This window comes from Kushneria phosphatilytica (genome assembly GCF_008247605.1).
GTDB lineage: Bacteria > Pseudomonadota > Gammaproteobacteria > Pseudomonadales > Halomonadaceae > Kushneria > Kushneria phosphatilytica.
The window spans coordinates 1684005-1708790 of sequence record NZ_CP043420.1; the positions used below are offsets into that span (position 1 = coordinate 1684005).

23 protein-coding genes and 3 tRNA genes are annotated in these 24786 nt (G+C 54.6%); 15 read left to right on the top strand and 11 right to left on the bottom strand.

Going from position 1 to position 24786, the window contains the following annotated elements; all coding sequences use genetic code 11:
* Positions 1–26: 26 nt before the first annotated feature.
* Both FY550_RS07660 and FY550_RS07665 read right to left on the bottom strand, forming a co-directional pair.
* Positions 27–767, bottom strand: a complete 741-nt coding sequence (locus FY550_RS07660) for a UDP-2,3-diacylglucosamine diphosphatase (RefSeq protein WP_070977380.1) — start codon at positions 765–767, stop codon at positions 27–29.
* A 59-nt stretch (positions 768–826) separates the two neighbouring features.
* Positions 827–1324, bottom strand: coding sequence for a peptidylprolyl isomerase (locus tag FY550_RS07665; protein ID WP_070977381.1), 498 nt, complete (start codon positions 1322–1324; stop codon positions 827–829).
* Positions 1325–1527: 203 nt separating this feature from the next.
* On the opposite strand from FY550_RS07665, the gene FY550_RS07670 reads away from it, so the two are divergent.
* Together FY550_RS07670 and cysS are read left to right on the top strand one after the other, a co-directional pair.
* On the top strand, positions 1528–3210 hold the full coding sequence (locus FY550_RS07670; protein ID WP_070977382.1) for a glutamine--tRNA ligase/YqeY domain fusion protein: 1683 nt from the start codon (positions 1528–1530) through the stop codon (positions 3208–3210).
* Positions 3211–3215: 5 nt separating this feature from the next.
* Entirely contained in the window at positions 3216–4604 is a 1389-nt protein-coding gene (gene cysS / locus FY550_RS07675) for a cysteine--tRNA ligase (RefSeq protein WP_199287885.1), read from the top strand.
* Between the two features lie 96 nt (positions 4605–4700).
* Here cysS and folD read toward each other — a convergent pair whose 3' ends face one another.
* Positions 4701–5561 (bottom strand): bifunctional methylenetetrahydrofolate dehydrogenase/methenyltetrahydrofolate cyclohydrolase FolD, encoded by an 861-nt coding sequence (gene folD / locus FY550_RS07680; protein ID WP_070977384.1) that lies wholly within the window; start codon positions 5559–5561, stop codon positions 4701–4703.
* A 169-nt stretch (positions 5562–5730) separates the two neighbouring features.
* Here folD and FY550_RS07685 point away from each other — a divergent pair.
* The 10 genes from FY550_RS07685 to FY550_RS07730 all read left to right on the top strand — a co-directional run bounded on the left by FY550_RS07685 (position 5731) and on the right by FY550_RS07730 (position 15950).
* Positions 5731–5807: transfer RNA gene (locus FY550_RS07685), tRNA-Pro, on the top strand.
* Positions 5808–5872: 65 nt separating this feature from the next.
* A tRNA-Arg gene (locus tag FY550_RS07690) sits at positions 5873–5949 on the top strand.
* A gap of 44 nt (positions 5950–5993) precedes the next feature.
* A tRNA-His gene (locus tag FY550_RS07695) sits at positions 5994–6068 on the top strand.
* Positions 6069–6354: 286 nt separating this feature from the next.
* Positions 6355–7698 (top strand): trigger factor, encoded by a 1344-nt coding sequence (tig, locus tag FY550_RS07700; protein WP_070977385.1) that lies wholly within the window; start codon positions 6355–6357, stop codon positions 7696–7698.
* Positions 7699–7783: 85 nt separating this feature from the next.
* Positions 7784–8404, top strand: coding sequence for an ATP-dependent Clp endopeptidase proteolytic subunit ClpP (gene clpP / locus FY550_RS07705; protein WP_070977386.1), 621 nt, complete (start codon positions 7784–7786; stop codon positions 8402–8404).
* 71 nt (positions 8405–8475) lie between these two features.
* Positions 8476–9768 carry an ATP-dependent Clp protease ATP-binding subunit ClpX gene (clpX, locus tag FY550_RS07710; protein ID WP_070977387.1) on the top strand — a complete coding sequence of 431 codons (1293 nt, stop codon included), beginning with the start codon at positions 8476–8478 and terminating at the stop codon, positions 9766–9768.
* 155 nt (positions 9769–9923) lie between these two features.
* Positions 9924–12335, top strand: a complete 2412-nt coding sequence (gene lon, locus FY550_RS07715; RefSeq protein WP_070977388.1) for an endopeptidase La — start codon at positions 9924–9926, stop codon at positions 12333–12335.
* A gap of 176 nt (positions 12336–12511) precedes the next feature.
* A complete protein-coding gene (gene hupB, locus FY550_RS07720; protein WP_070977389.1) occupies positions 12512–12784 on the top strand; it encodes a nucleoid-associated protein HU-beta in 273 nt (90 codons plus the stop codon).
* A 194-nt stretch (positions 12785–12978) separates the two neighbouring features.
* A complete protein-coding gene (locus FY550_RS07725; RefSeq protein ID WP_149054456.1) occupies positions 12979–14793 on the top strand; it encodes a SurA N-terminal domain-containing protein in 1815 nt (604 codons plus the stop codon).
* Between the two features lie 143 nt (positions 14794–14936).
* Positions 14937–15950 carry an NADP-dependent oxidoreductase gene (locus FY550_RS07730; RefSeq protein WP_070977390.1) on the top strand — a complete coding sequence of 338 codons (1014 nt, stop codon included), beginning with the start codon at positions 14937–14939 and terminating at the stop codon, positions 15948–15950.
* On the opposite strand, the gene FY550_RS07735 is transcribed toward FY550_RS07730, so the two are convergent.
* The 7 genes from FY550_RS07735 to FY550_RS07765 all read right to left on the bottom strand — a co-directional run bounded on the left by FY550_RS07735 (position 15925) and on the right by FY550_RS07765 (position 21046).
* Complete coding sequence (locus FY550_RS07735) at positions 15925–16224, bottom strand: YkgJ family cysteine cluster protein (protein WP_070977391.1); 300 nt, start codon at positions 16222–16224, stop codon at positions 15925–15927. The two genes, FY550_RS07730 and FY550_RS07735, sit on opposite strands and share 26 nt — an antisense overlap.
* A gap of 166 nt (positions 16225–16390) precedes the next feature.
* Positions 16391–17227: a 6-carboxytetrahydropterin synthase gene (locus tag FY550_RS07740; protein ID WP_070977392.1), complete on the bottom strand. Its 837-nt coding sequence runs from the start codon at positions 17225–17227 to the stop codon at positions 16391–16393.
* On the bottom strand, positions 17227–17880 hold the full coding sequence (gene queE / locus FY550_RS07745; protein WP_070977393.1) for a 7-carboxy-7-deazaguanine synthase: 654 nt from the start codon (positions 17878–17880) through the stop codon (positions 17227–17229). Before queE ends, FY550_RS07740 begins: the two co-directional genes overlap by 1 nt.
* Positions 17881–17883: 3 nt before the next feature.
* On the bottom strand, positions 17884–18570 hold the full coding sequence (queC, locus tag FY550_RS07750) for a 7-cyano-7-deazaguanine synthase QueC (protein WP_070977394.1): 687 nt from the start codon (positions 18568–18570) through the stop codon (positions 17884–17886).
* A gap of 163 nt (positions 18571–18733) precedes the next feature.
* Positions 18734–19744 (bottom strand): asparaginase, encoded by a 1011-nt coding sequence (locus FY550_RS07755; RefSeq protein WP_070977395.1) that lies wholly within the window; start codon positions 19742–19744, stop codon positions 18734–18736.
* 86 nt (positions 19745–19830) lie between these two features.
* Complete coding sequence (locus FY550_RS07760) at positions 19831–20451, bottom strand: CBS domain-containing protein (RefSeq protein ID WP_070977396.1); 621 nt, start codon at positions 20449–20451, stop codon at positions 19831–19833.
* A gap of 94 nt (positions 20452–20545) precedes the next feature.
* Positions 20546–21046: a hypothetical protein gene (locus FY550_RS07765; protein WP_149054457.1), complete on the bottom strand. Its 501-nt coding sequence runs from the start codon at positions 21044–21046 to the stop codon at positions 20546–20548.
* A gap of 280 nt (positions 21047–21326) precedes the next feature.
* Between FY550_RS07765 and FY550_RS07770 the strand changes: the two genes are divergently transcribed.
* Both FY550_RS07770 and FY550_RS07775 read left to right on the top strand, forming a co-directional pair.
* The gene (locus FY550_RS07770; RefSeq protein ID WP_070977397.1) at positions 21327–21539 is read left to right on the top strand and encodes a hypothetical protein; all 213 of its coding nucleotides are present in this window, start codon (positions 21327–21329) and stop codon (positions 21537–21539) included.
* 386 nt (positions 21540–21925) lie between these two features.
* Positions 21926–22654 carry a hypothetical protein gene (locus FY550_RS07775; RefSeq protein ID WP_139148643.1) on the top strand — a complete coding sequence of 243 codons (729 nt, stop codon included), beginning with the start codon at positions 21926–21928 and terminating at the stop codon, positions 22652–22654.
* A 19-nt stretch (positions 22655–22673) separates the two neighbouring features.
* On the opposite strand, the gene FY550_RS07780 is transcribed toward FY550_RS07775, so the two are convergent.
* Positions 22674–23279 (bottom strand): rhomboid family intramembrane serine protease, encoded by a 606-nt coding sequence (locus tag FY550_RS07780; RefSeq protein WP_070977399.1) that lies wholly within the window; start codon positions 23277–23279, stop codon positions 22674–22676.
* A 115-nt stretch (positions 23280–23394) separates the two neighbouring features.
* Here FY550_RS07780 and FY550_RS07785 point away from each other — a divergent pair, with 115 nt between their 5' ends.
* Positions 23395–24786: an ethanolamine ammonia-lyase subunit EutB gene (locus tag FY550_RS07785; protein WP_070977400.1), complete on the top strand. Its 1392-nt coding sequence runs from the start codon at positions 23395–23397 to the stop codon at positions 24784–24786.

Below are 24786 nucleotides of genomic sequence, written 5' to 3' on the forward strand. Positions count from 1 at the left end.
TGTTGCTGGAGGCGTGGCGGCTCAAATCATGACCCTTGAAGACTGAAACGTTCCAGGGTCAGCTGATTTCCCTCAAGACGCAATTGCCAGCCATTGGACTCATCCCAGTCGCCCAGTACATGTCGACGTGCCGGAGTGCCGTCAGGAAGCGTCAGGTCATGTTCGGCCGGTCGGTGAGTATGCCCGTGGATCAGGGTATCCACGTTCCATTCAGCCATGACATCGATGACGGCCTGAGGCGTGACATCCATGATATCGTCCTGCTTGTCCTGATTGGCACTTTGTGAGTGTTCACGAAGCTGGCCGGCCAGGGCCTGACGTTGCTCAAGCGGCATGGCCAGAGTGCGTTGTTGCCATTCAGGGTCCCTGGTCATGGCACGAAACTGCATGTATTCCCTGTCCATGGTGCAAAGGCTGTCACCATGCATCAGCAGGGCCGGTCTACCGTCTTCAAGTTCAATCGTCTCATGCTCGTCGAGCAGGAGGGCACCTGTTCGACGTGAGAAGTCCTCACCGATCAGGAAGTCACGGTTGCCGTGCATGAAATACAGATTGGTGCCGCCATCACTGCACTCTCGCAGCGCTTCAATGATGCGCTCTTCAAAAGGGCCGCTCCCATCATCTCCGATCCAGCCTTCAAAGAGATCTCCCAGAATATAGAGAGCATCCGCTCCCGAGGCGCGATGGCGAAGATAGTTAATGAAGCCTTCGGCGATTCCGGGAGCGCCGGAATGCAGGTGCAGATCAGCAATGAAGAGTGTGGTCATGGAGTCTCCGGTCAATCATCGCATCGACGTCCTTTCGGACGCCGATCATGGGAACTGGCTCAGCTATCGGCAATCCAGGCACGATGAACGATGATATCCTCGCTTGGAACATCGGCATGCATGCCGCGACGAGTCGTTGCTACCTTGCGTATATTATCAACGACATCCATGCCCTCCCTGACTTCTCCGAAGACACAATATCCCCAACCCTGTGGTGTTGGTGCACTGTGATCCAGGAAGCTGTTGTCGGCCACATTGATGAAGAACTGTGCCGTGGCAGAATGGGGGTCATTGGTTCGCGCCATGGCCAGGCGGCCGCGAGTATTTTTCAGCCCATTGGTGGCTTCGTTACGGATCGGTGCCCGGGTCGGTTTCTGTTCGAAGTCAGTGGTAAAACCGCCTCCCTGAACCATGAAACCATCGATCACGCGATGAAACAGAGTGTTATCAAAATGACCGTCACGCACGTAGCGTTCGAAATTGGCGGTGGTCTCCGGGGCCTGCTCATGGAAGAGCTCGACGGTAATATCCCCGGCACTGGTATTGAACACGATCATGCAGGATTCCCAACTGAGGCGATGAGAGGGTGGCGCCGCGCTGTATCTTGATTCATTGCTCAGCCGATGTCCTGTATCTGCGACGTTTCGACTGCCTGGTGAAGCCCGGCAATGGCCACGTTATAATAACGGTTTTGATCGATCGGGCGAAACAACCAGCCCGGCCTGCCCTTCAAGAGCCGCCAGGAGGCCAGTTACGCCCCATGAGTGACGAGAGCACCAGCGCACCGAATTTTATCCGTACCCAGGTCCGCGAGGATCTCGAGGCCGGGCGCAACCAAACTGTGGTGACACGATTCCCCCCCGAACCCAATGGCTTTCTGCATATCGGTCATGCCAAGTCGATCTGTCTGAATTTCGGCATTGCCGAACAGTTTGGTGGCTACTGCAACCTTCGTTTTGATGACACCAACCCTGTAAGGGAAGAACAGATTTATATCGATTCCATCCGGGAAGATGTGACCTGGTTGGGTTTCGAATGGGCCGGAGAGGTACGTTTTGCTTCGGACTATTTCACTCAGCTTCATGAGTGGGCCTGTCATCTGATCCGCAACGGCGATGCTTACGTGGATGATCTGGGGGCCGACGAAATTCGTGAATACCGTGGCACTCTGACCGAGCCGGGACGACCCAGCCCATGGCGTGATCGGTCACCGGAAGAGAATCTGGTGCTGTTTGAGCAGATGCGAAATGGCGAGTTTGGTGAAGGTGAAAAGGTCTTGCGTGCGAAGATCGACATGGCTTCGCCCAATATCAATCTTCGTGATCCGGTCATCTATCGCATACGTCATGCCAGCCATCACCAGAGTGGTGAACAGTGGAAGATCTATCCTTCCTATGATTTCGCGCATGGCCAGTCCGATGCCATCGAAGGAGTGACCCATTCGATCTGTACGCTTGAGTTCGAAGATCACCGTCCTCTTTATGACTGGTTTCTGGAGCATCTGCCGGTGCCCGCCAGACCCCGACAGTACGAGTTCGCACGTCTTAACCTCAGCTATACGGTAACGTCGAAACGCAAGCTCAGAATGCTGGTCGATCGCGGCATCGTGGATGGGTGGGACGACCCTCGCATGCCCACCATTGCCGGCATGCGTCGGCGAGGATATACCCCGGCCTCGATTCGCCACTTCTGCGACATGATCGGAGTAACGCGTGCCGATAGCCTGGTAGATATTCAGATGCTCTATCACGCTATCCGCAGTGATCTGGAAGATAATGCACCACGGGCGATGTGTGTGCTCAAGCCGCTTAAGGTCGTACTGACCAATGTGCCTGAAGATCACGAGGAGCATTTCGAGGTAGCCGGGCATCCGGCACGCAGCGATATGGGTACGCGTCGGTTACCGCTGAGTCGGGAAATCTGGATCGATGCAGACGACTTCATGGAAGAGCCGCCGAAGAAATATTTCCGGCTGGCGCCGGAGCGTGAAGTGCGCCTTCGCAATGCTTATGTCATCCGCTGTGATGAAGTGATTCATGATGCCCAGGGTGAGGTCAGTGAACTGCGTTGCAGTGTCGATTTCGAAACGCTGGGCAAAAATCCTGAAGGACGTAAGGTGAAAGGAGTGATTCACTGGGTCAGTGCAGCGCATGCCATTCCGGTTGAAGTGCGCAATTACGATAACCTTTTTCAGGTAGAGCAGCCTGATCGTGATCGGGATGGTGACTTCCTTGAGCATCTCAACGAGAGCTCGCTGGAAGTTATACAGGCCTGGGGTGAGCCGGCTCTGGCCGATGTTGCACCGGAAAGTCGTTATCAGTTCGAGCGAGTCGGGTATTTCTGTGCCGACCGTCATGATACTCGGCCTGAACATCCCGTATTCAACCGTACTGTCAGCCTCAAGGATGGCTGGGCCAGGGCACAGAAAAGGCAGGATTCATGAGCACACTGCAGATCTACAATACGCTGACTCGGCGCAAGGAGGCCTTCCGGCCAATCGAGCCGGGCCATGTGCGCATGTATGTCTGTGGCATGACGGTTTACGACTATTGTCATCTGGGCCACGCCAGAGTGCTCGTGGCCTTTGATGTTATTGTTCGTTATCTGCGTGCGCATGGTTATACCGTTACCTATGTGCGCAATATCACTGATATCGATGACAAGATTCTTGAACGGGCACGTCAGAACGATGAGTCAATCGATGCTCTGACCGAGCGCATGATCGAGGCCATGCATGAGGACGAACGGGCACTGGGTATCCTGCCTCCGGATAGCGAGCCGCGTGCAACCCGGCATGTCGATGACATTATCGACATGATCCGATCTCTGGTGGATAAAGGCTACGCCTATCGGGCTGATAATGGCGATGTCTACTATCGAGTCCGCCGTTTTGAGCAATATGGCAGGCTCAACAATCGCAATCCTGATGAGATGCGTGCCGGAGCCCGAATAGAAGTTGAAACTGCCAAGGAAGATCCGCTCGACTTCGTATTGTGGAAGTCGGCCCGTCCTGGAGAGCCTTGCTGGCCGTCCCCCTGGGGGGACGGGCGGCCCGGCTGGCATATTGAATGCTCGGCCATGTCGACCTGCTGTCTGGGTGATACCTTCGATATTCATGGTGGCGGCCCCGATCTGACCTTTCCGCACCATGAGAACGAAATTGCCCAGAGCGAGGCAGCCACCGGTCAGCATTATGTCAATACCTGGATGCATGCCGGGGCGTTGCGGGTCAATGAAGAGAAGATGTCCAAATCGCTGGGCAACTTCTTTACCATTCGTGACGTACTGGAAAGCCACGATCCGGAAGTAGTGCGTTATCTACTGGTAGCCAGTCATTATCGCAGCCCGATCAACTACGCCCCTGACACCCTGAATGAGGCTCGACGCTCGCTTGAGCGTTTCTATCATGCGCTTGAGAACATCACGCCGGTGGCGGGTGAAGTCGATCAGCGCTGGAATGAGCGTTTTCATGCGGCGATGGCCGACGATTTCAATACACCGGAAGCGCTGGCGGTACTTTTCGACCTGGTGCGTGAACTCAATCGTGCTCGTCGTGAAGATAAGGATGTCGAAGCCGGTGCGCTGGCCTTCGAACTGCATCGACTGGGTGCAATACTGGGACTGCTTGAACGGGAACCGGCCGAATTCCTGAGCGCTGGAAAAGGAGAGGATTTACCGCTGCCGGAATCCGAAATAGAAGCGTTGATCGAGGCTCGCAATGCTGCCCGCCACGCAAAAGACTTCGTTGAAGCGGATCGTATCCGTGATGAACTGGCCGGGCAGGGCATTGTGCTCAAGGATTCCCGGGAGGGAACGCGCTGGCGGATCGAGCATTGATGATTGTTTCCAGCGCGGAAGCAACAGTGAAGGTGCGCAGGTAATAAAGCCCCGCCAATCGGCGGGGCTTTTTGTTATGGCTATCGGCAGACCCTGTCAGGGGCGGGGATCATGTTGTTCGGCGGCAAACAGAGTGTTCTCAAGCAACGAGGCCACCGTCATTGGCCCTACGCCACCAGGCACAGGCGTGATATGGCTGGCCCGCGCTGCAGCAGATTCGAATTCTACATCACCAATCAGTTTGCCTTCATCATTACGGGTGATGCCGACATCGATGACAATCGCTCCATCGCGAACCCATTCACCACGTACCAGGCCGGGTTTTCCTACTGCCACAATCAGCAGTTCCGCGTTTCGAACGTGCTGCTCGAGGTTGCGGGTAAAGCGATGACAGATGGTGGTTGTACAACCGGCCAACAGCAGTTCGAGCGCCATTGGACGGCCCACGATATTGGAGGCGCCCACGATCGTGGCATCCAGCCCCCTGACAGACAGGTTCGACTCTTCAAGCAGGGTAATGATGCCTTTCGGTGTGCAGGGCCTCAAAGTGGGTAGTCGTTGTGCAAGGCGACCCAGATTATAAGGGTGAAACCCATCAACATCCTTGTCAGGGTGAATACGTTCCAGTATGGGCCGAGCATCGAGATGTTGAGGCAAGGGCAGCTGTAAAAGAATGCCGTCGATGCTCGCATCTGCATTGAGCTCATCAATCAGTTTTTCGAGCACCTGTTGGCTGGTGTCGGCCGACAGCTCGTGCTGGACACTGCGAATGCCTGCCTGTTCACAGGCACGATGCTTGTTACGAACATAAACCTGTGAGGCAGGATCGGTACCTACCAGAACGACCGCGAGTCCCGGTGGACGCAGCCCATGCTCCATGCGGCCGGTAACCTCCTGTGCAACACGTTCGCGTACCCGGGAGGCAACTGCCTTGCCGTCGATCATTTGAGCGGTCATCAGCCTTGTTCCTTGCGCTGTTACGGGAAAAGCGGTTTCAGGGCGCGCAATTGTCTCACGCCCCGGAAGGCAGTCAATGCCGCTATTTGCTTCTTCGGACTTGACCCTGAAAGCCATTTCGGTAGAATGCGCCTCGCATTGAACATCTGTCGATCAGCGGCCGACGTTCCGGGGTATAGCGCAGTCTGGTAGCGCGCCTGCTTTGGGAGCAGGATGTCGGGGGTTCAAATCCCTCTACCCCGACCAACATGCTGTTTTTAAAAGATTTTTTAAAAAGGCGTGTTGACGTAATGTGGACCGGCAAGTAGAATGCGCCCATAGCTCAACCGGATAGAGCAACGGCCTTCTAAGCCGTAGGTTGCAGGTTCAAGTCCTGCTGGGCGTACCAGTTCAGGATGTCTGCAACAAGTATCCGGTAACATTACTGTTATGGTGGATGTAGCTCAGTGGTAGAGCCCCGGATTGTGGCTCCGGTGGTCGTGGGTTCGATCCCCATCATCCACCCCATATTCGACAGCTTAGGCTGTCTTTCAGCAGGGAAGCCTTTAAGGGGCTTCCCTGTTTTTTTGTTCGTTTTTTAGCCGTGCCGGGAAGGGGCGGCTTCAGATGTTCATGGTATCTGGATGAATAGACACGTTCTATTGCCGATCCTGCCTCTTTCAGCCCTTGAAATCGAACCCTTCACGCCATATTAAAGCTTTACGCGCTTGCCAGGGCTGCCTGCGCTTCTTAAAATCTTTGCCTTTACGTTTTTCATTGACGCATACCACCGCCTGTGGGTAGAGGATCATTCATGCAAGTTTCCGTCGAGACGACTTCGCCGATTGAACGCCGTGTTTCCGTACAGGTCCCGGCCGAGGAAGTCGATCAAACTGTCAACGATCGACTCCGGGACACCGCCAGCCGAGTGCGTCTGAACGGATTTCGGCCGGGCAAGGTTCCCATGAGCGTCGTGCGGCAGCGCTTCGGTCAGGAAGTGCGTAATGAAGTCGTCGACGAGCTGATGCGTCAGAACTACGTCCGGGCCATTACCGAGCACTCCCTGAATCCGGCTGGCTATCCTTCCATTGAACCGACTGTCAATGAGGCAGGGCGTGATCTGGAATTTGTCGCCACCATCGAAGTTTATCCCGAAATCGAGCTCAAGGAGCTCAATGGGGCTGAAGTTGAGCGCCCTCAGGCCGAAATTACCAGTGAAGACATCGATGAAATGATCGAGACACTGCGCAAACAGAATGCGCAGTACGAAGAGGTGCAGCGTCCGGCGGAAGATGGCGATCAGGTAACGCTTGATTTCGAAGGATTTATCGATGGCGAGGCTTTCGAGGGCGGCAAGGCCGAAGGGCATCAGCTGGTACTGGGATCCAACAGCTTCATTCCGGGCTTCGAGGATCAGCTCAAGGGCGCCAGTGCCGGTGATACACCCGATGTGGTTGTCTCTTTCCCCGAGGATTACCAGGCCGAGCATCTGGCCGGGAAGGAAGCCACCTTTAAAACACGTATCCACAAGGTAGAAGCTCAGCAGCTGCCGGAGCTGGATGCCGATTTTACCAGCCAGTTCGGTGTTGAGGATGGTGATCTGGAAAAGTTCCGCACTGAGGTTCAGCGGAACATGCAGCGCGAGCTGGACAATGCGATCGAAAATAGCGTCAAGCAGCAGGTCATCGAAGCGCTGAAGAGTGGCAATGAAGTTACTGTACCCCAGGGGTTGATTCAGCAAGAGACCGAGGGGCTCAAGAAACAGGCAGCGCAACAGTTCGGTCTGGGAGAAGATTTCGATGTTTCTCAGCTGCCTGATGAGTTGTTTGCCGAGCAGGCCCGCAGCAGGGTAGTGGTTGGCCTGCTGCTTGCTGAAGTGGTCAGCCAGCATGAGCTGGATGCCAGTGACGACGAAATTCGTGCTTATATCGAAGAGCAGGCCGGGCAGTATGAGCAGCCTTCTCAGGTCGTTGATCACTATATGGGCAATGAACAGCTGAAAAATCAGATCAAGTCTGCTGTGCTTGAGAACAAGGCCGTGGATATCCTGTTGTCCCAGGCGCAGGTGACCGAAGTGCCAATGTCTTATCAGGAAGCACTGCAGGCCGCTCAGCAGCAGCCGGGTGGCGAAGAGGAAGGTGGCGCTGAAAACGCCTGAAGCTGTGCTGCTTCGCCCCTGACTCCGAGACACAATGAACCCGGCTTAACGCCGGGTTTCTAATCACTGGACGAGGTAGGCCTTCATGCAAGACGAGTTCGATATCACCAACGCCGGTGGACTGGTGCCGATGGTCGTGGAGCAGAATGCTCGTGGCGAACGTGCCTACGACATCTATTCACGCCTGCTCAAGGAGCGTGTGGTCTTTCTGGTCGGTCCGGTGGAGGATTACACGGCCAACCTGATTGTTGCGCAGCTTCTCTTTCTGGAGTCGGAAAATCCGGACAAGGACATTCATCTCTATATCAATTCGCCTGGTGGCTCGGTTACGGCCGGTATGTCGATTTATGACACCATGCAGTTTATTCGTCCCAATGTTTCCACGGTCTGCATCGGTCAGGCCGCCAGCATGGGCGCATTGCTGCTGGCCGGAGGCGCGAGTGGCAAGCGTTTCTGCCTGCCCCATTCGCGCATGATGATCCATCAGCCTCTGGGGGGATATCAGGGCCAGGCCAGCGATATCGAGATTCATACTCGTGAAATTCTCAATATTCGCAAGCGTCTCAATGAGATACTGGCTCATCATACCGGACAGGATTACGAGAAGATCGCTCGGGACACGGACCGTGATAATTTCATGAGTGGCAGTCAGGCGGTTGAGTATGGGTTGATCGATGATGTGCTGGATAAGCGCCCGACAACTTGATAGCGTAAATTTTGTCTATAGCAATGACCGGCGGTCGGTAGCACCGGCCGCTGTTACCAAGAGGTACGCGAATGGCTGACGGCAAAGGCAAGGACGAAAACGGCAAGCTGCTGTATTGCTCGTTCTGCGGCAAGAACCAGAATGAGGTGCGCAAGCTGATTGCGGGTCCGTCCGTCTACATCTGCGATGAGTGTGTCGATCTGTGCAATGACATCATTCGCGAAGAGGTGCTGGAGGCGGATACCAGTGGCGGCGAGGAGCGTCTGCCCACGCCTCACGAGATTCGCAATACCCTTGATGATTATGTAATCGGTCAGGATCGCGCCAAGATGGTGCTCTCGGTAGCCGTTTATAATCATTACAAGCGCCTGCGTGCCGATGAGAAGAAGGACAAGGACGAGAATGTTGAACTTGGCAAAAGTAATATCCTGCTGATCGGTCCAACCGGTAGCGGCAAGACATTGCTTGCCGAGACCATGGCTCGATTGCTCAACGTGCCCTTTACCATTGCAGATGCAACCACGCTGACTGAAGCCGGTTATGTGGGTGAAGATGTTGAAAACATCATTCAGAAACTGCTTCAGAAGTGCGATTACGATGTTGAGAAGGCTCAGCGGGGTATCGTCTATATAGACGAGATCGACAAGATCGCGCGCAAATCGGAAAACCCCTCGATCACCCGGGATGTATCCGGAGAGGGTGTTCAGCAGGCGCTGCTCAAGCTGATTGAAGGCACTACTGCTTCAGTGCCGCCCCAGGGAGGCCGTAAACATCCACAGCAGGAATTTCTGCAGGTGGATACCACCAATATGCTGTTTATCGTTGGTGGGGCCTTTGCCGGTCTTGAAAAGGTGATCCGTGATCGTGCCGAGCGTGGGGGCATCGGGTTCAATGCCACGGTCAAAAGCAAGGAGACCGACAAGGGTGTAGGGGATGTGCTGGCAGGTGTTGAAACCGAAGACCTGGTCAAGTTTGGTCTTATCCCCGAGTTTGTTGGTCGGTTGCCGGTAGTGGCTACCCTGAATGAACTTGATGAAGATGCGCTGATCCAGATTCTGACCGAGCCCAAAAACTCCCTGATTCGTCAGTACAAGCGTCTTTTCGACATGGAAGGCGTTGAACTGGACTTCAGAGAAGATGCACTGCGGGCAGTTGCCAACAAGGCCATAGTGCGTCGTGCCGGGGCTCGTGGCTTGCGTTCGATTCTGGAAGCCATTCTGCTCAATACCATGTATGAGATCCCTTCAACCGAGAACGTCTCCAAGGTTGTGATCGACGAATCGGTGGTTGCCGGTGACAGTGAGCCTCTGCTGATCTACTCCAATCAGGAAGAGAGCAAGAGGGTCGCCGGCAAGGACGGTTAATCCCTGTTGATCCAATAACCGTCTACAACGGGTGATGTTACTGTCACCCGTTGTCTTCGTGTCCGGTTGTAATACGGGGTCCCCACCCTCATCCATTGGGTATCCGTGCCGCATCGCATGTGGCTCACCCACTGAATTGCCGAGGATTAGTTGCGATGGCGCAGGACTCCCCCGAAACATTGACCATTCCGCTGCTGCCGCTGCGGGATGTGGTGGTTTATCCGCAGATGGTGATTCCACTGTTTGTGGGCCGAGAAAAATCCATTCATGCGCTGGAAGCGGCGATGGAAGCCGATAAGCGTGTGTTGCTGGTGGCTCAGCGTGAGGCCGGCCAGGACGAGCCTGAATCAGAAGATCTCTTCGAGATCGGTACGATTGCGGAAATCATGCAGCTGCTCAAACTGCCTGATGGTACCGTCAAGGTGCTGATTGAAGGCAGTTCGCGAGCCGACATCAATCGAATCGAGTCTTCTAATGAGACCGGCTATCCGCTTGCCACGGTCTCTCCCCGAGATAGTCAGCCGCTTTCCGAACGTGAACAGGATTCTCTGGTACGCGTATTGCTTAATCAGTTTGAGCAATATGTCAAGCTCTCCAAAAAGGTACCCAATGAGGTACTGAATTCATTGCAGGGCATAGAGGATCCGAGTCGGCTGGTGGATACCATCAGTGCTCATCTGTCGCTTGATATTGCTGACAAGCAGTCGCTTTTGGAAATGGATCGTGTGCGCGATCGCATTGAGCGATTAATGGAACTGATCGAGTCCGAAATCGATCTGCTTCAGGTAGAAAAGCGCATTCGCTCGCGCGTCAAGGAGCAGATGGAGAAGTCCCAGCGCGAGTACTATCTCAATGAGCAGATGAAAGCTATCCAGAAGGAAATGGGTGAGCTTGAAAATGCTCCGAATGAGGCAGAACAGTATGAGCAGAAGATTGCTGATTCCGGTATGCCTCAGGAAGCCGAGGATAAGGCGCGTCAGGAACTGAACAAGCTCAAAATGATGGCGCCTACCTCGGCAGAAGCGACTGTCGTGCGCTCCTATCTTGATTGGGTGCTGGCGATGCCGTGGAAAAAGCGTACCCGCGTGCGCCATGACATCAGCTACGCCGATCGAGTGCTTGATGAAGATCATTATGGGCTCGAAGAAGTCAAAAAGCGGATCCTCGAATATCTCGCTGTACAAAAACGGGTAAGAAAGCTCAAGGGACCCGTCCTGTGCCTGGTGGGGCCGCCTGGCGTCGGCAAAACCTCTCTGGGACAGTCGATAGCTCGAGCGACCAATCGCAAATATACCCGGCTGGCACTGGGTGGGGTGCGGGATGAGTCCGAAATTCGCGGTCATCGGCGTACCTACATCGGTTCCATGCCCGGCAAGCTTTTGCAGCGGATGAGCAAGACCGGGGTTCGCAATCCCCTGTTCCTGCTTGACGAGGTCGACAAGGTTGGCATGGATCATCGGGGTGATCCCTCTTCGGCACTTCTTGAAGTGCTCGATCCGGAGCAGAACGACAAGTTCAGCGATCATTATCTCGAGCTGGATTATGATCTGTCCGATGTCATGTTCATCTGTACTGCCAATTCGATGAATATTCCGGAACCACTGATGGACCGGATGGAGATCATTAGAATTCCGGGATACACCGAAGATGAGAAACTCGGAATCGCACGTCGCTACCTGGCACCCAAGCAGCTCAAGGCCAATGGTCTGAAACAGGATGAGCTGACCTTCAGTGACGATGCACTGCTGGAGCTGATTCGTTACTATACACGCGAGGCCGGTGTCCGTGAGCTTGAGCGCCAGATCGCCAAGGTTGCGCGCAAGGTGCTGCGTGAACGCATCGAGAATGAACAGTACAGCGGCGCTCAGGCAAGCCAGACACTGAGTGGCGAAGATATTGAACAGTATGCTGGGGTCCGTCGCTACAATTATGGCCTCGCTGAGCGAGAGCATCAGGTTGGTCGTGTTACCGGACTGGCCTGGACTTCCGTCGGGGGGGAAATCCTCAATATCGAATCGGTGGTGACACCTGGCAAGGGCCGTATTCACAAAACCGGCTCACTGGGTGATGTCATGAAGGAATCCGTGAGTGCTTCCCACACGGTGGTACGCTCTCGAGCCATTCAACTGGGCATCGATCCGGAGCGTTTCGAGAAAGAGGATATTCATATCCACGTTCCCGAGGGCGCGACACCCAAGGATGGTCCCAGTGCTGGTGTCGCGATGGTGACCGCCATGGTTTCCGCTTATACAGGCCGTCCCATTCGGTGTGATGTGGCCATGACGGGTGAGATCAACCTGCGTGGTGAGGTCATGCCGATTGGTGGACTCAAGGAAAAATTGCTGGCGGCACGACGCGGTGGTATAAAAACCGTCCTGATTCCGGAGGAGAATCGACGCGATCTCAAGGAAGTGCCTGACTCGATCAAGGATGCGCTTGATGTCCGCCCTGTTCGCTGGATAGATGAAGTACTGGAGACGGTACTGCTGGAGAAACAGGATGTGGATATCGAGGAAGGTCGAAAGGAAGACTTGTCACAATCGCGAACAGTTGCTAGTACGCATTGAGCCAAATTGCTCGTCATGCCAGGCTCTGACCTCAGGCATGACGGGCGCTGGCGCCAAAAGTAACTTGACGCTAAATACGGCCCATTGCTATAAAAGGCCGGTAGTCTGATTGCGTATTGCTTCCCGGTTTCCAGAAATCGAATCAGGCATTTTTTGTTACAGCCAAGGGGTGAAAAGTGAATAAATCCGAGCTGATCGAAGCCATCGCCGCGTCTGCGGATATTCCCAAGGCCGCAGCTTCGCGTGCCCTTGATGCGATGATCGACTCCGTCACTGACAGTCTCCGCAAGGGTGACTCCGTGGCGCTGGTGGGCTTCGGTACCTTTTCGGTCAAGGAACGTGCCGCCCGTACCGGTCGTAATCCGCAGACTGGGCAGTCCATTCAGATTGACGCGGCAAAGGTGCCCAGCTTCAAGGCAGGCAAGGCGCTCAAGGACGCTGTCAACTAAGACACCGTTAATGGGACATCAGCGGTCATCTGATCGGCTGGGCCCATAGATAAAGCGCATCGTTTTCGCGGTGCGCTTTTTGTTTGTCTGAATTCATTGTGGTGGAACTTCATTTCGGCAACGGGTCGTCTTGGCCGCTGTGATGGGTATAATGCAACGCCACGGCAAGTCACGTTGAAAAGGCAGGGGCCTGCATGCTGCAAAAGATTCGAGATCGCGCTCATGGCTGGACGGTAAAGGTGATCGTGGGGTTGATCGCGCTGACCTTCGCATTTTTCGGTGTCGAGTCGATCGTGGGTGCCTTCACCAGTAACAGCAATGACGCTGCTACCGTGAATGGCGAAAGCATCAGCGAAGGGCAGTTGCAGACCCAGCTGCAGCGTGCCGTGCGTAGTGGTCAGGTGCCACCCGACCAGCAACGCGAAGCTCGCTCGGATATTCTGGATCAGATGATTACCCGGACCCTGCTCAGGCAGTACGCGCATGAAGGAGATATGACCTTCGCGAAGCAGCAGATGGATCAACTGATAGTGGGACGCAGTGAATTCCAGAACGAGCAGGGGCACTTTTCCAGTGATATTTACCAGCGTCGTCTGGCCAGCGCAGGATATACGCCCCAGTCCTTTCGGCGTCAGTTGCAGGATGACATGCTGATTCGCCAGTTACAGCAGGGGCTGGCGACAGGCAGTTTTGTTTTGCCTGCAGAACAGCAGCGCATGGCTACGCTGATTCATCAGACGCGTACTTTCCGTTATGCAGCTCTGGATGAAAACTCGATTACTATCCCCTCGGTTTCCGAGGCGCAATTGAAACAGTGGTACCAGTCTCATCAGGCTGATTATCAGCGCCCCGAACAGGTCAAGCTCAATTATGTGATTCTTGACCGACAACAGATGGCGCAAGAAGTCGACGTAGACGATCAGAAGTTGCATCAGCTCTATGAGCAACGACGTGCACAGGCACCTCGGCATGTCTCGGACATCGTCGTCAGCTTTGGCCAGCAGCGTAGTGAAGCTGAAGCACACAAGCGGATGGAGATGATTCGTTCAAAACTGGCCAATGATGAAAGCTTTGCAGCGCTTGCCAGGCAGTACTCTGATGATCCGACCTCTGCCCGTCAGGGGGGCGACCTTGGTGTCGTAACCGAAGGCATTTTTGGTCAGAAATTTGATCAGACTGTCAATGGTCTTGATGTTGGGCAGACCTCCCAACCAATTGTGCTCGATAACGCTCTGCATCTGATTCGTGTTACCGGCGTGGATATTCCGCCATTCGAGGAAATCCGTGATCAGCTTGTACAGCAGGCGCAAGAGAACGTGGTGGGATCAGATTTCGATGATCGTGTACAGCAGCTCAAGGACAAGAGCTTTTCCGCTGAGGATCTGGCCAGCGTTGCGCAGTCAATGGGACTTGAGCTAAAGCATAGCGACTGGCTCTCACAGAACACTGAAGATCCGCTGTTCTCCCAGCCGGGCGTAATGAAGGCGGCTTTCAGCGATGATGTACTGCACAACGGTTACAATAGCGAAGTTCTTGAGCTGGGTGATGAGCAGCGCATGGTACTGAGGGTTGCAGATCACCGTGAAGCAACGACGCTACCATTTGATCAGGTACGTGACCGTGTTCGTCAGGCTGTTGAACAGCATGAGCGTCAGCAGCAATTGGCCGAGCACGCACAGGAGCTGGTGCAGCAGCTGCGCAATGGTCAGAAGACGCAATTGAACTGGCAGCAGATCGACAGCGTAACCCGTCGCTCCGGTAGTGATGTCGATCCCGACATTATCGATGCTGTATTTGCGATGCCCAGACCCGAGCAGGGTGGCACGACCTATACGCATTTCAGCGATAATGGGCGACAGGTGATTGTGGCGCTACAGCAGGTGGGCCAAGCCGAGGACAATGATGACAGCAATCGAATTCATTCCGGATTGCGCAGCCTTGAAGTACAAACGGCCATTGATGGCCTGACTTCCAGTCTTCGCCAGGATGCGGATATAAAGCGTCACTGATCCATCTTCGTAATTATTGGTTGTCTGGCGCTGCCCTTTGGGCAGCGCTTTTTTATATCCTCGTCCGTGCCATTGGTTACTGGAGATACGTAGGGTAAGGGTTCTATCCTGTAACTGCTTATATTACTCTTGTGGAGAATCTCATGACCGACAGTCGCTATTATGTATTGACGCGGCGGCCGAACGGCATGCCCGAGAAGGGTGTTTTTGAACTTCGAAATGCGACACTGCCCGAGCTGCAAGCAGGTGAAGTACGCATTCGTAACCGCTGGTTGTCGGTAGATCCTTATATGCGGGGGCGAATGGATGGTGTGCGCACCTATATCGAGCCATTTGAACTCGAAGAACCACTGGAAGGTGGGGCCCTGGGGGAGGTGATCGAATCCCGACATGACGATTTTACTGTCGGTGATCGGGTTATCCATATGGCCGGCTGGCGCGACACGGCGCAGTTACCGGGCGATCAGGTACAGCCTCTGCCCAATCATGAGGTCCCCGAACAGGCTTTCCTTGGCGTGCTGGGGATGCCCGGCATGACAGCGTGGCTGGGGCTTGAACACATTGCTGAACTCAAGTCGAGTGACCGGGTGCTGGTTTCGGCTGCCAGTGGTGCGGTAGGCTCGCTGGCCGCTCAGCTGGCGCGTCTCAAGGGATGTGACGTCATTGGCACCGCTGGGAGCACATCAAAGCGTGAATGGCTGGAAGAGCGTGGTATCCGGGCGGTCAACCATCGTCAAACGGCAGAGGCCCTGACCCGGGATCTACAGCAGGCTGCGCCTGACGGGATCGACGTTTACTATGAGAATGTCGGCGGTACCATGCTGGAAGCTGCGCTGAATGTCATTAACCCCTTCGGGCGTATCGCTGTCTGTGGCATGATCGCGCACTATAACGATACCGAGCCGGCTCCCGGGCCTTCCAATATTACCCATGTGTTATTACGTCGGCTGCGTATGCAGGGCTTTATCGTGCTGGAGCACATGGAACACTACCCGCGTTTCGTCAGTGAGGTTGGCCCCCGGGTCGAGCGTGGTGAGATCGATTACGAGGAAACCGTTTTCGAGGGGCTGAAGCAGACGCCAGACGCCTTCTTGTCACTTTTTGAAGGAGGTAATACCGGCAAGATGTTGGTCAGGCTTGAGGGCAGCGACGCGTAGTGGGGCGACTGGCACCTTCCAGTTCATTGAGCATGCTCAGCGCCTGATCGCGATGAGTGCCGCAAATTACCGGGTCATGCGCAAAATTGCGGCAAACTGTGGGCCGTTCGGGAGAACCGAACAGCTGGCAAAGGTTGTTGTCATCGAGCTGGATGCAACGCTCACCTGCCGGCTTGCCATTCGGCATTCCCGGGATCGGGGATGAAATGGACGGAGCAATACAGCAGGCACCGCAACCGGGACGGCACTCATCACTGGCAATCAGTTGCGTCATGCTGCTCTCCTCCCCGGGGTGAGTAGTTTGCAATGGCTCTGACAGAAAGGCAGGCAAGACAATGGGTCATGCTGGGTTAAAAATCCAACTTGGAACACTCATTTTCCCATGTGAACTGGCATGCCAGCCAAGTCCCTGTCTTCGCCGTTTTTTTGCGTTGCCTGCCCTAGTGTCTTGCCTCTGCCATGGCGCCTTTTCCAATGCCTTCAAAGGCTTGCACCCGAACATGCCCGCCTGCCTCACGAGCAATGACTTCCGCCAGCCAGCGTGCAATCAGTTCGACAGTGGTCGGCGATGGTAGCATCATGACTCTTCTGGCAGGCAGTTGGATGCGAAAGCGACCCTGTGGCGATTCGTAAGCGAAGGCGCATCGTTCGTTGTCGGCTGTGGCAACCTGATCATGCTGGTCGGCCAGATAAATATGCTGTAGCCGATTGGCCCAGGCTTCTGCCAGGGGTTCGTCCAGATGACCATTGCGCCAGACAAATAAGCGCGAGCGATGGCCATGAGCAATTCTCTGACAATTGCCGGCATGTCGCCTGAGCCCGTGGCTGTAGGTGTAGGCTGCGCCCTCGATCCACTCTTCATCAAGTGTTACCCGGATATCACTGACCCGCGCCGGCGGACGTTTCATCAGATCCTGTGAGAGCCGCTGCTCCAGCTGTTCCGGTGTAACCGTTGTCCATGGCAGCAGGGTGAAGGCCTGGCGTGGGGCCCGAATTTCCATCTCCCATGGGCTGGAAGTGCGTACGCATAATCCTTCAGCGCATTCGGTGACGCTGATCCAGTCGGCTTGAGCAGGGACCAGAAGTGTGTGGTCGACTTCTCCATCGAGTCTTGATTTGGCCCATGGTTTGACTTCACCGAAGTCAAACAGCATCCCATCTTCTCCGAGTTCACCTTCAAGCTCGAGATTGACCTGCCAGCTGGCGCCTACCAGACCACGTTGAGGGCAGAGTAGTGAAACATCGAGATTGGTGAGGTCATTGACGAACAGTGTCATCAGTCGATCCCTGCGATCTTGTGCATCTGTAGTGATAGTCGCCACTGAGGGTGGGTCATGCAGTACGAGACTGTGGCTGCCATGGTTTCACCCTGTTCGCCGCGTGGTGTCAGATCCATTGGTTGCAGATAGAAGTGCTCGAAATCAAGCTGCTCGAACTGCGCAGGAGTCGCATCACTTTGCGGATAGACCAGCTTGAGTTCCTGACCACTCAACTGTCTGAGCCGGGCGCTCCCCTTGGGGCTGACGCAGAGCCAATCGATTCCTTCGGGCGCCGGCAGGGTACCGTTGGTTTCAACGCCAATCTCGAACCCACAGAGATGCATGGCTTCGATCAGGTCAATATCGAGCTGTAACAGGGGTTCTCCACCGGTAAAGACGACATAGGGTTTCCCTCTTGCACGATCCGGCTGGTCATCAGGCCAGAGAGCCTGAAGATGTTCGGCCAGAGCCGAAGCCGAATAAAAGCGTCCACCATTCTGACCATCGATGCCGACAAAATCGGTATCACAGAACCGACAGATACTGCGTTCGCGATCCTTTTCCCTGCCGGACCAGAGATTGCATCCCGCGAAGCGGCAGAACACCGAGGGACGACCGGCCTGAGCGCCTTCGCCCTGGAGCGTGTAAAAAGCTTCCTTGACTGAGTACATTATTCAGCTCGTGCGCTTTTTGTAGGCAAGCGGGTCAGTCATTCCGAGTGCAGCGAAAGCGTTGAGCCGTTCGCGACAGCTGCCGCATTCGCCACAGGCCAGCTCATCACCTATATAGCAGGTCCAGCTATCGGCATAATCAATCCCCATGCGCATACCATCCGCCAGGATGTCGCTCTTGTCGGCATGCAGCCAGGGGGTGCGAATCTCGACAGGCTCGTAATTGGCGATGGCGGCAACCGAGTTCATTCTTTCGACAAATTCGGGTCTGCAATCGGGATAGATGGCATGATCGCCTCCATGTGCACCGTAATAGCATACCCGCGCACCGATGTTGACCGCATGGCCGATGGCCAGCGATAGCAGGATCATGTTGCGATTGGGGACGACGGTATCCTGCATGTTGTCTTCATCATAATCGGCCCGAGGCATTTCCCGATCATTGTCGGTCAGGGCTGAATTACCAATCAGCGAATGAATGGCGCGAATGTCGATGATCTGGTGATCGACATGCAGGCGTTCACACACCTTTCGAGCGACATCAAGTTCACGCGCATGTCGTTGTCCATAATGAAAGGACAGGGCATGCACTTCGAAGCCGGCTTCCAGTGCGTTATGCAGAACAGTCAGGGAGTCCATGCCGCCGGAGTAGATAACCACGGCGCGTGGCAGAGTATTAGGCTGTGTCATGACGGAGAATTTCTTTTGCCGAGAATATCGACGCCCGGGATCCGGTCCGGGCGAAAGGAGAAGAAATTGTAACGCTAAAACGGGACCGACGACAGCCATTGTAATAGCAGACAGGCAAGCTTTTTTATACCGTTATCATGATGTTGATCAAGATATATTTGTATCATGCACTGGATGGAGAAAACTGCCGGCGACATTTCTCCGGGGAGAGCTGTTGGCTCAACAAGTATATCAAGCGGGTAAAGGCAGCTTCCGGGGTCATATCGGCGCCATTAATGACTCCCGCCGAGAGAAGAGCATGACCGGTTGCATAATTCGTCATTTGCAGAGTGCCATGAGGGCATTGGCTGATCGCGACAATCAGACAACCTCGTTCAGAGGCTTGCCTTAGAAGATTGATAATTGCCGGATCTTCCGGAATATTGCCACTCCCCCAGACCTCCAGTACCAGCCCCTGTATGTCATCACCCAACAGACGAGACAGTATCTCTGCGCTGATACCGGGCCACAGGACCAGTCTTGCGACATGAGGTGTGACCACTGCAGGGTAGGGCATGGGGGTGCATTCCCCATCATTTGCCGAAGGTGAAAAAACTTCGTGCAACTGTGGGCTATCCTGCAGCCATTCGCCCAGCAGCGCGGCGTTGGGACTGGCAAAACCACGATGGGCATGAGTATCCCATTTACGAGCGGTATCGCCTCGCAGCAGCTGGCCACCGAAAGCTACGGCGACCCCGACCAGATCATTTCGTGCTGCGAATCCCAGTGCCAATTCGAGGTTGGCCGGGCCATCACTCTGTTCCGCTTCGAGAGGATGCTGAGCGCCACTGACAATAACAGGCTTGCCTAACCCCGACAGTTGCCAGGTAAGGCTGGCTGCTGTCCAGGCCAGCGTATCGGTACCGTGCAGGATGATAAAACCGTCATATGAATGACGATGTTCGAGCACATCGTGGGCAATACGAGCCCAGTGTTCAGGACGGGCATTGCTTGAGTCGATGGGATCGTTGTACTCAAGGCAATCGAAATCAGGGAGCGCCTCCAGGCGCTTGCTCGGCAATCGTTGTAACTGTTGTCTGGCGCGCTGCTCGAAGTCGTGTCCGGGCTCAAGCCCTCTGGGGCCCGGGTACATCCCAATGGTGCCACCCGTATAGATCATTAATATGCGATTCATTTCGGCATTTCATCACGGCTGTCTGAACAACTGCCCGATGGTCGAGCATCGGGCAGCAGGGGGCAACGGAAGGAACGACAATCAGTTTAAAGGTCGTGTCCCAATACGACTGATCGAATGGCTGAAAAGCTGTGAGCTTCGGGGGGATGATCGAGATTGATGCCCAGTGCATGACTGACATCCGAGGCGGAAATAACGCCACGAATACGGCAATCGGTAGTTTCGCAATCACCATCGGTAATCAGTACATGTCGATCGCCCGAAGAGCGAAGAGTCTGAACCAGATCCCCGAGCGTGGCGCGCTGAAGACGATCGTATTCAATGGCATGCAACTCTTCGCGAGGGGTGCGGATCATCTCGACAGTTACATCTTCGCGATGGACACCATATTGTTGCATGGCAAGGGTGATCGCACGTCCGCCAAACAGGATTCTGGCACTGACAATGCCCGAAAAGCGCCCATTGTCATCCAGCACCAACAGCATATGGATACCATTGTTTTTCATGGTGTCATGAGCCTGTGAGGCGCTGGCACTATCGGCAATGGTATGGGCCCTGACTTCGCTGAAGTCGGTCAGTAGTGCAATGGCCGGACTATCCATATCGAGAGAGGCAGAAGCGGCACGGCTTTCCGGTCGACTGATATCGTTGACGCCACTGAGTGAATGTAGAGGAAGGTTGGTATAAGGGGTATGTTGTACGTTCATGGCAGTAACTCCTTCCATAAAACGGGTGGAATATATTCGAGTGATCCGTTCAGACAGCAGGTATCTGTAAAAAGCGACATTCGCAGTGTGGCATTCAGAGATGAGCCTTGAGATCACCGCGCACACTGTCGACAAAAGTCAGGAAACGGGTGTCATTCTCATCATCGCGGCGGTCGACTCGACATCCCACCTGCATGCTTTGGCTGACCAGCAGTTCATCATATATTTCCAGGGTGATGCCCTGTGGCTCCAGTGTTCCCGGGGTGACTGTGCCGCTGGGAAGAGTAAAGCTTTCCAGCAGGGTCGCCCTGACCCGGGTGGTGCCTCCCTCGCTCAGAACGCGACGTACGAATAACCAGCCCTCGCAGGCCAGTTCGGTCTCATCATCCATGCGCCGTTTGAACAACGTGCGATAGCAGGCTCCTTCTGAGGCGCCACGTGATGCCATGCTGCGATAAGACTCAGCCATTCGACTGGCCATCGCGCCCGATTGCGCGAGTTTGCGTACGGCGGCCCGATGCTCCCGGTCAAGACTCTCCTGACGGCTGAAACGCTGCCAGTTGCGGTATTCCTTCAAAAGGGCGGTCGCATCCATTTCACATGTTTCCGTTCGTGCGGGTTTATACCGCCCATCTTCGCTGATCAACCCCGTGGTCGGCCAGTCCGATGATCAACCCTCTGATAGAGGTTATACAATACCTTTGCGAATTGGTTCCCAATAAGAGGGTCATTAGCATGTCACGATGCTGTCACGCATTCCGGAGAGCATAGGCTTGTCAATCACGAGTCTTGCCTTCATTGTACGAAAGCTTTACATCAATGCTGCATCACTGGACACTTGATGCAATGGGTAACCGCTGGACAAGGAGAGTTTCATGCTGGACATGACCTGCCATCGTTGTGGAAGCAATAATATTCATGTCGTGGAGGATGCCATGGATTGGGATGAAGTGACCTGCAGGGAGTGTGGGGAATTTCTGACAACCTACGGGGCGGCCATGGCCCTGATGCAGCCAGTGCCGCTTGCAGATGCATGTATCAAGACGCAACAGCTTGCCCGTTGCATGGGAATATCATTGGCTGGCTGAAATTCGCAACTGCCGCTGGTGCATAACGGTGATCCGACAAGGACACCGTTATTTTGTATTCAGAAGGGCAGGCCTCAGAGAAAAAAGGCCCGATGAGACACGGGCCAAACGCAGAGAATTCGATACACCGTTGCCGTTTGAATTCCGGTAACTCGAAATTCGCCCGGCAGTGATCGACTTCTGTTGTCGCTGCAAGCATCGACAACGTCATCAGGTTCGCATTTTCATGACGTCAATGCTGTGCCAGTCCCGCCGAGATCAGCCTCGAATGCCGCTTTGATCAGGATTAACGCAAGACATGTTTTGCCCCTTACAATAGGGGGTATGGAATCAGGGTTGGATGCGCATGGCCCTGCTGCACATTTATTGTTGATTCGGAAAAGCTCATGAAAAGAATTGTTTTCGGTACCATGATGGCGACGCTCTTGTCCGCCTGTTCTACAGCGCCCCAGTATGTACTCTCCCCGGGAGTGGTTTCACATGAGTCGATCAACCCTGTGCAGTCAGCATCGGGCAGCTATATAGGATCAGTCTGGTTTCGCAAGCCATGGACCAAAGTGGCTTCAGGCGAGTTGCAGCAGTGCCTGAAAACCTCGATCGTGCGCCGTCAGGTCAATGTGATGCCGTTGGATCTTGCCGGAGAGATCGATTCGGCTACTGCCGGTGATCAGCAAATGAAACAGGGGGAAGACCACGATAGCGTCATCATTACCGGCGTGGCCAGAGACAGTCAGCCGCCCATTGCCTTCCGGTTGAAGCTCCAATTGGGTTCCACTTCCAACTATTACTATTTTGACCGAATCGGCCGGGCCTCTGGCAGTGATACCTTCAGTCCGGTAGGGGCATGGGATGAAGAAAAGCCCATGCAGGTCTGGCAAACCCTGGATCAGGTAGCTGATGGCATTCAGAAATGCCTTTACCGCTATGCCAGCAATTCACCAGTCCCCGGTAACGATATTGTGGAACATCAACCGGCGCTGGATGCGACCGGCGATCTGAAACTGCCACTGGAGGGTGAACGCATGGAGACACCCGATAATCCGCCCTCAGGCGGGATGGCGCCTGGTCAGCAGCATAACAGTGGTTATCAACTGGATGATCCGATCAATCCCTGAAAACTGCTCTTGTCGTGATTCAACCCAGGCCCGGCGACAATAACCGGGTCAGGAATACATCGAACAATCGCGGCTCCATGAGCAGCGCGAAAATCACTCCATAGGCAGCGCCCCATAAATGGGCGCTGTGATTGATGTTGTCTCCGCCACGTCGCCCTGCGTAGATCGACCAGAGAGTGTAAGCAATGGCATACACGATAGCGGGTACCGGTATCACCAGAATATAAAGTGTCGCCCAGGGTTGAATCAGAATGAAAGCGAATAGAACGGCCGATACGGCACCTGACGCGCCCAGACTACGATAGCGAGTGTCACGGCGATGCTGCCAGTAGCCTGGCAGGATGGCGACTATCAACCCTCCCAGGTAAAAGCCTGCATATCCCGCACCTCCCAGATACTGACTGAAAAAAGGTTCAATCGCTCTACCGAAAAAGTACAGAGTGATCATGTTGAACAGCAGATGCTGACCGTCAGCATGTACAAAACCATGAGTCACGAACCGGTAGAGCTGACCGCGATTGACGCCGGGCGGCCAGAACAGTAACCGCTCAAGCACGGTAAAGTTGCGCAGGGCAATAATGGAAATGAGACAGGTAAGGGAAATAAGGCTCAGGGTAACGATCATGAGGGGTCCGTAACCGGCGTTCCTTTAGCGACAGGGAGGCAATGATCTATTGCACTTTCCGCGTGACAGGTGCTCAGATAGACAAAAGAGACTACCGATTACAAGGATAACAGCCATGGGCACCTATCAGTGTGATGTCTCTGGTCGTCGCTACCGGTTTGACGGGTTGCGTGAACTGCTGGCTCGGGCCACGCCACGTCGTTCGGGGGATGAGCTGGCCGGCATTGCGGCGGACACTGCCGAGGAGCGAGTTGCTGCCCAGCTGGCACTGGCGGATGTGCCACTCAGACAGTTTCTCGAAGAGACCGTCATTCCTTATGAAGAAGATGAAGTTACCCGACTGATCATTGATCGACATGATCCTGCGGCCTTCGCGCCGATCGCCCATCTTACAGTAGGTGAGTTTCGCAACTGGTTGCTTGCACATGAAACCGACAGCGAAACACTGAAGGCGTTAGCCCCCGGTCTGACACCTGAAATGGTCGCGGCAGTAGCCAAGATCATGCGCCTGCAGGATCTTGTTCTGGTGGGTCGCAAGTGCCGGGTCATTACCCGATTCCGCAATACAGTTGGGCTGGAAGGGCGGCTCTCCACCCGGTTGCAACCCAATCATCCCACGGATGATCCTGCCGGTATTGCGGCCAGCATTCTCGATGGCCTGCTCTACGGCAATGGCGATGCCGTGATCGGCATCAATCCGGCGACCGATAATACCGGCTCGGTGACCACGCTATTGAAAATGCTTGATGAGGTCATCAGTCGCTATGAAATTCCTACCCAGAGCTGTGTGCTTACTCATGTGACTACGGCCATTGAAGCGATCAATCGCGGTGCACCCACCGATCTGGTTTTCCAGTCGATTGCTGGTACTCAGGCAGCCAATGAAGGCTTCGGTATTTCTCTTGATCTGTTGCGTGAAGGGCGTGATGCAGCACTGGCGCTTGGGCGCGGTACAGTGGGGCAAAACGTCATGTATTTCGAAACCGGCCAGGGAAGTGCGCTTTCTGCAGATGCTCATCATGGTGTTGATCAACAGACCCTGGAAGCACGCAGCTACGCGGTGGCACGTGAATTCTCACCACTACTGGTCAACACGGTAGTGGGATTCATCGGTCCGGAATATCTCTTCGATGGCAAGCAGATCATTCGCGCAGGACTGGAAGATCACTTCTGCGGCAAATTGCTGGGCGTCCCGATGGGGTGTGATGTCTGTTACACCAATCACGCCGAAGCCGATCAGGATGACATGGATACGCTTCTGACCCTGTTGGGCGCTGCCGGGTGTAACTACGTCATGGGTATCCCCGGGTCGGATGACATCATGCTCAACTACCAGACCACATCTTTTCACGATGCCCTCTATGTCCGCGATGTACTGGGGCTGAAACCCGCACCGGAATTTCAATCCTGGCTGGAGCGCATGGCAATTGTCGATGCTCGGGGCCGTATCGGCGTTGGACAGCAATTGCCGGAGGTGTTTCGTCATGCGCTGACACAGTCCGGCTGA

Excerpts from the sequence above, each read along its gene's own strand:
- FY550_RS07660 (WP_070977380.1), bottom strand. The coding sequence starts at position 767 with ATGACCACACTCTTCATTGCTGATCTGCACCTGCATTCCGGCGCTCCC.
- FY550_RS07665 (WP_070977381.1), bottom strand. The coding sequence starts at position 1,324 with ATGATCGTGTTCAATACCAGTGCCGGGGATATTACCGTCGAGCTCTTC.
- FY550_RS07670 (WP_070977382.1), top strand. The coding sequence starts at position 1,528 with ATGAGTGACGAGAGCACCAGCGCACCGAATTTTATCCGTACCCAGGTC.
- folD (WP_070977384.1), bottom strand. The coding sequence starts at position 5,561 with ATGACCGCTCAAATGATCGACGGCAAGGCAGTTGCCTCCCGGGTACGC.
- tig (WP_070977385.1), top strand. The coding sequence starts at position 6,355 with ATGCAAGTTTCCGTCGAGACGACTTCGCCGATTGAACGCCGTGTTTCC.
- clpP (WP_070977386.1), top strand. The coding sequence starts at position 7,784 with ATGCAAGACGAGTTCGATATCACCAACGCCGGTGGACTGGTGCCGATG.
- clpX (WP_070977387.1), top strand. The coding sequence starts at position 8,476 with ATGGCTGACGGCAAAGGCAAGGACGAAAACGGCAAGCTGCTGTATTGC.
- lon (WP_070977388.1), top strand. The coding sequence starts at position 9,924 with ATGGCGCAGGACTCCCCCGAAACATTGACCATTCCGCTGCTGCCGCTG.
- FY550_RS07725 (WP_149054456.1), top strand. The coding sequence starts at position 12,979 with ATGCTGCAAAAGATTCGAGATCGCGCTCATGGCTGGACGGTAAAGGTG.
- FY550_RS07730 (WP_070977390.1), top strand. The coding sequence starts at position 14,937 with ATGACCGACAGTCGCTATTATGTATTGACGCGGCGGCCGAACGGCATG.
- FY550_RS07735 (WP_070977391.1), bottom strand. The coding sequence starts at position 16,224 with ATGACGCAACTGATTGCCAGTGATGAGTGCCGTCCCGGTTGCGGTGCC.
- FY550_RS07740 (WP_070977392.1), bottom strand. The coding sequence starts at position 17,227 with ATGACACTGTTCGTCAATGACCTCACCAATCTCGATGTTTCACTACTC.
- queE (WP_070977393.1), bottom strand. The coding sequence starts at position 17,880 with ATGTACTCAGTCAAGGAAGCTTTTTACACGCTCCAGGGCGAAGGCGCT.
- queC (WP_070977394.1), bottom strand. The coding sequence starts at position 18,570 with ATGACACAGCCTAATACTCTGCCACGCGCCGTGGTTATCTACTCCGGC.
- FY550_RS07755 (WP_070977395.1), bottom strand. The coding sequence starts at position 19,744 with ATGAATCGCATATTAATGATCTATACGGGTGGCACCATTGGGATGTAC.
- FY550_RS07760 (WP_070977396.1), bottom strand. The coding sequence starts at position 20,451 with ATGAACGTACAACATACCCCTTATACCAACCTTCCTCTACATTCACTC.
- FY550_RS07765 (WP_149054457.1), bottom strand. The coding sequence starts at position 21,046 with ATGGATGCGACCGCCCTTTTGAAGGAATACCGCAACTGGCAGCGTTTC.
- FY550_RS07770 (WP_070977397.1), top strand. The coding sequence starts at position 21,327 with ATGCTGGACATGACCTGCCATCGTTGTGGAAGCAATAATATTCATGTC.
- FY550_RS07775 (WP_139148643.1), top strand. The coding sequence starts at position 21,926 with ATGAAAAGAATTGTTTTCGGTACCATGATGGCGACGCTCTTGTCCGCC.
- FY550_RS07780 (WP_070977399.1), bottom strand. The coding sequence starts at position 23,279 with ATGATCGTTACCCTGAGCCTTATTTCCCTTACCTGTCTCATTTCCATT.
- FY550_RS07785 (WP_070977400.1), top strand. The coding sequence starts at position 23,395 with ATGGGCACCTATCAGTGTGATGTCTCTGGTCGTCGCTACCGGTTTGAC.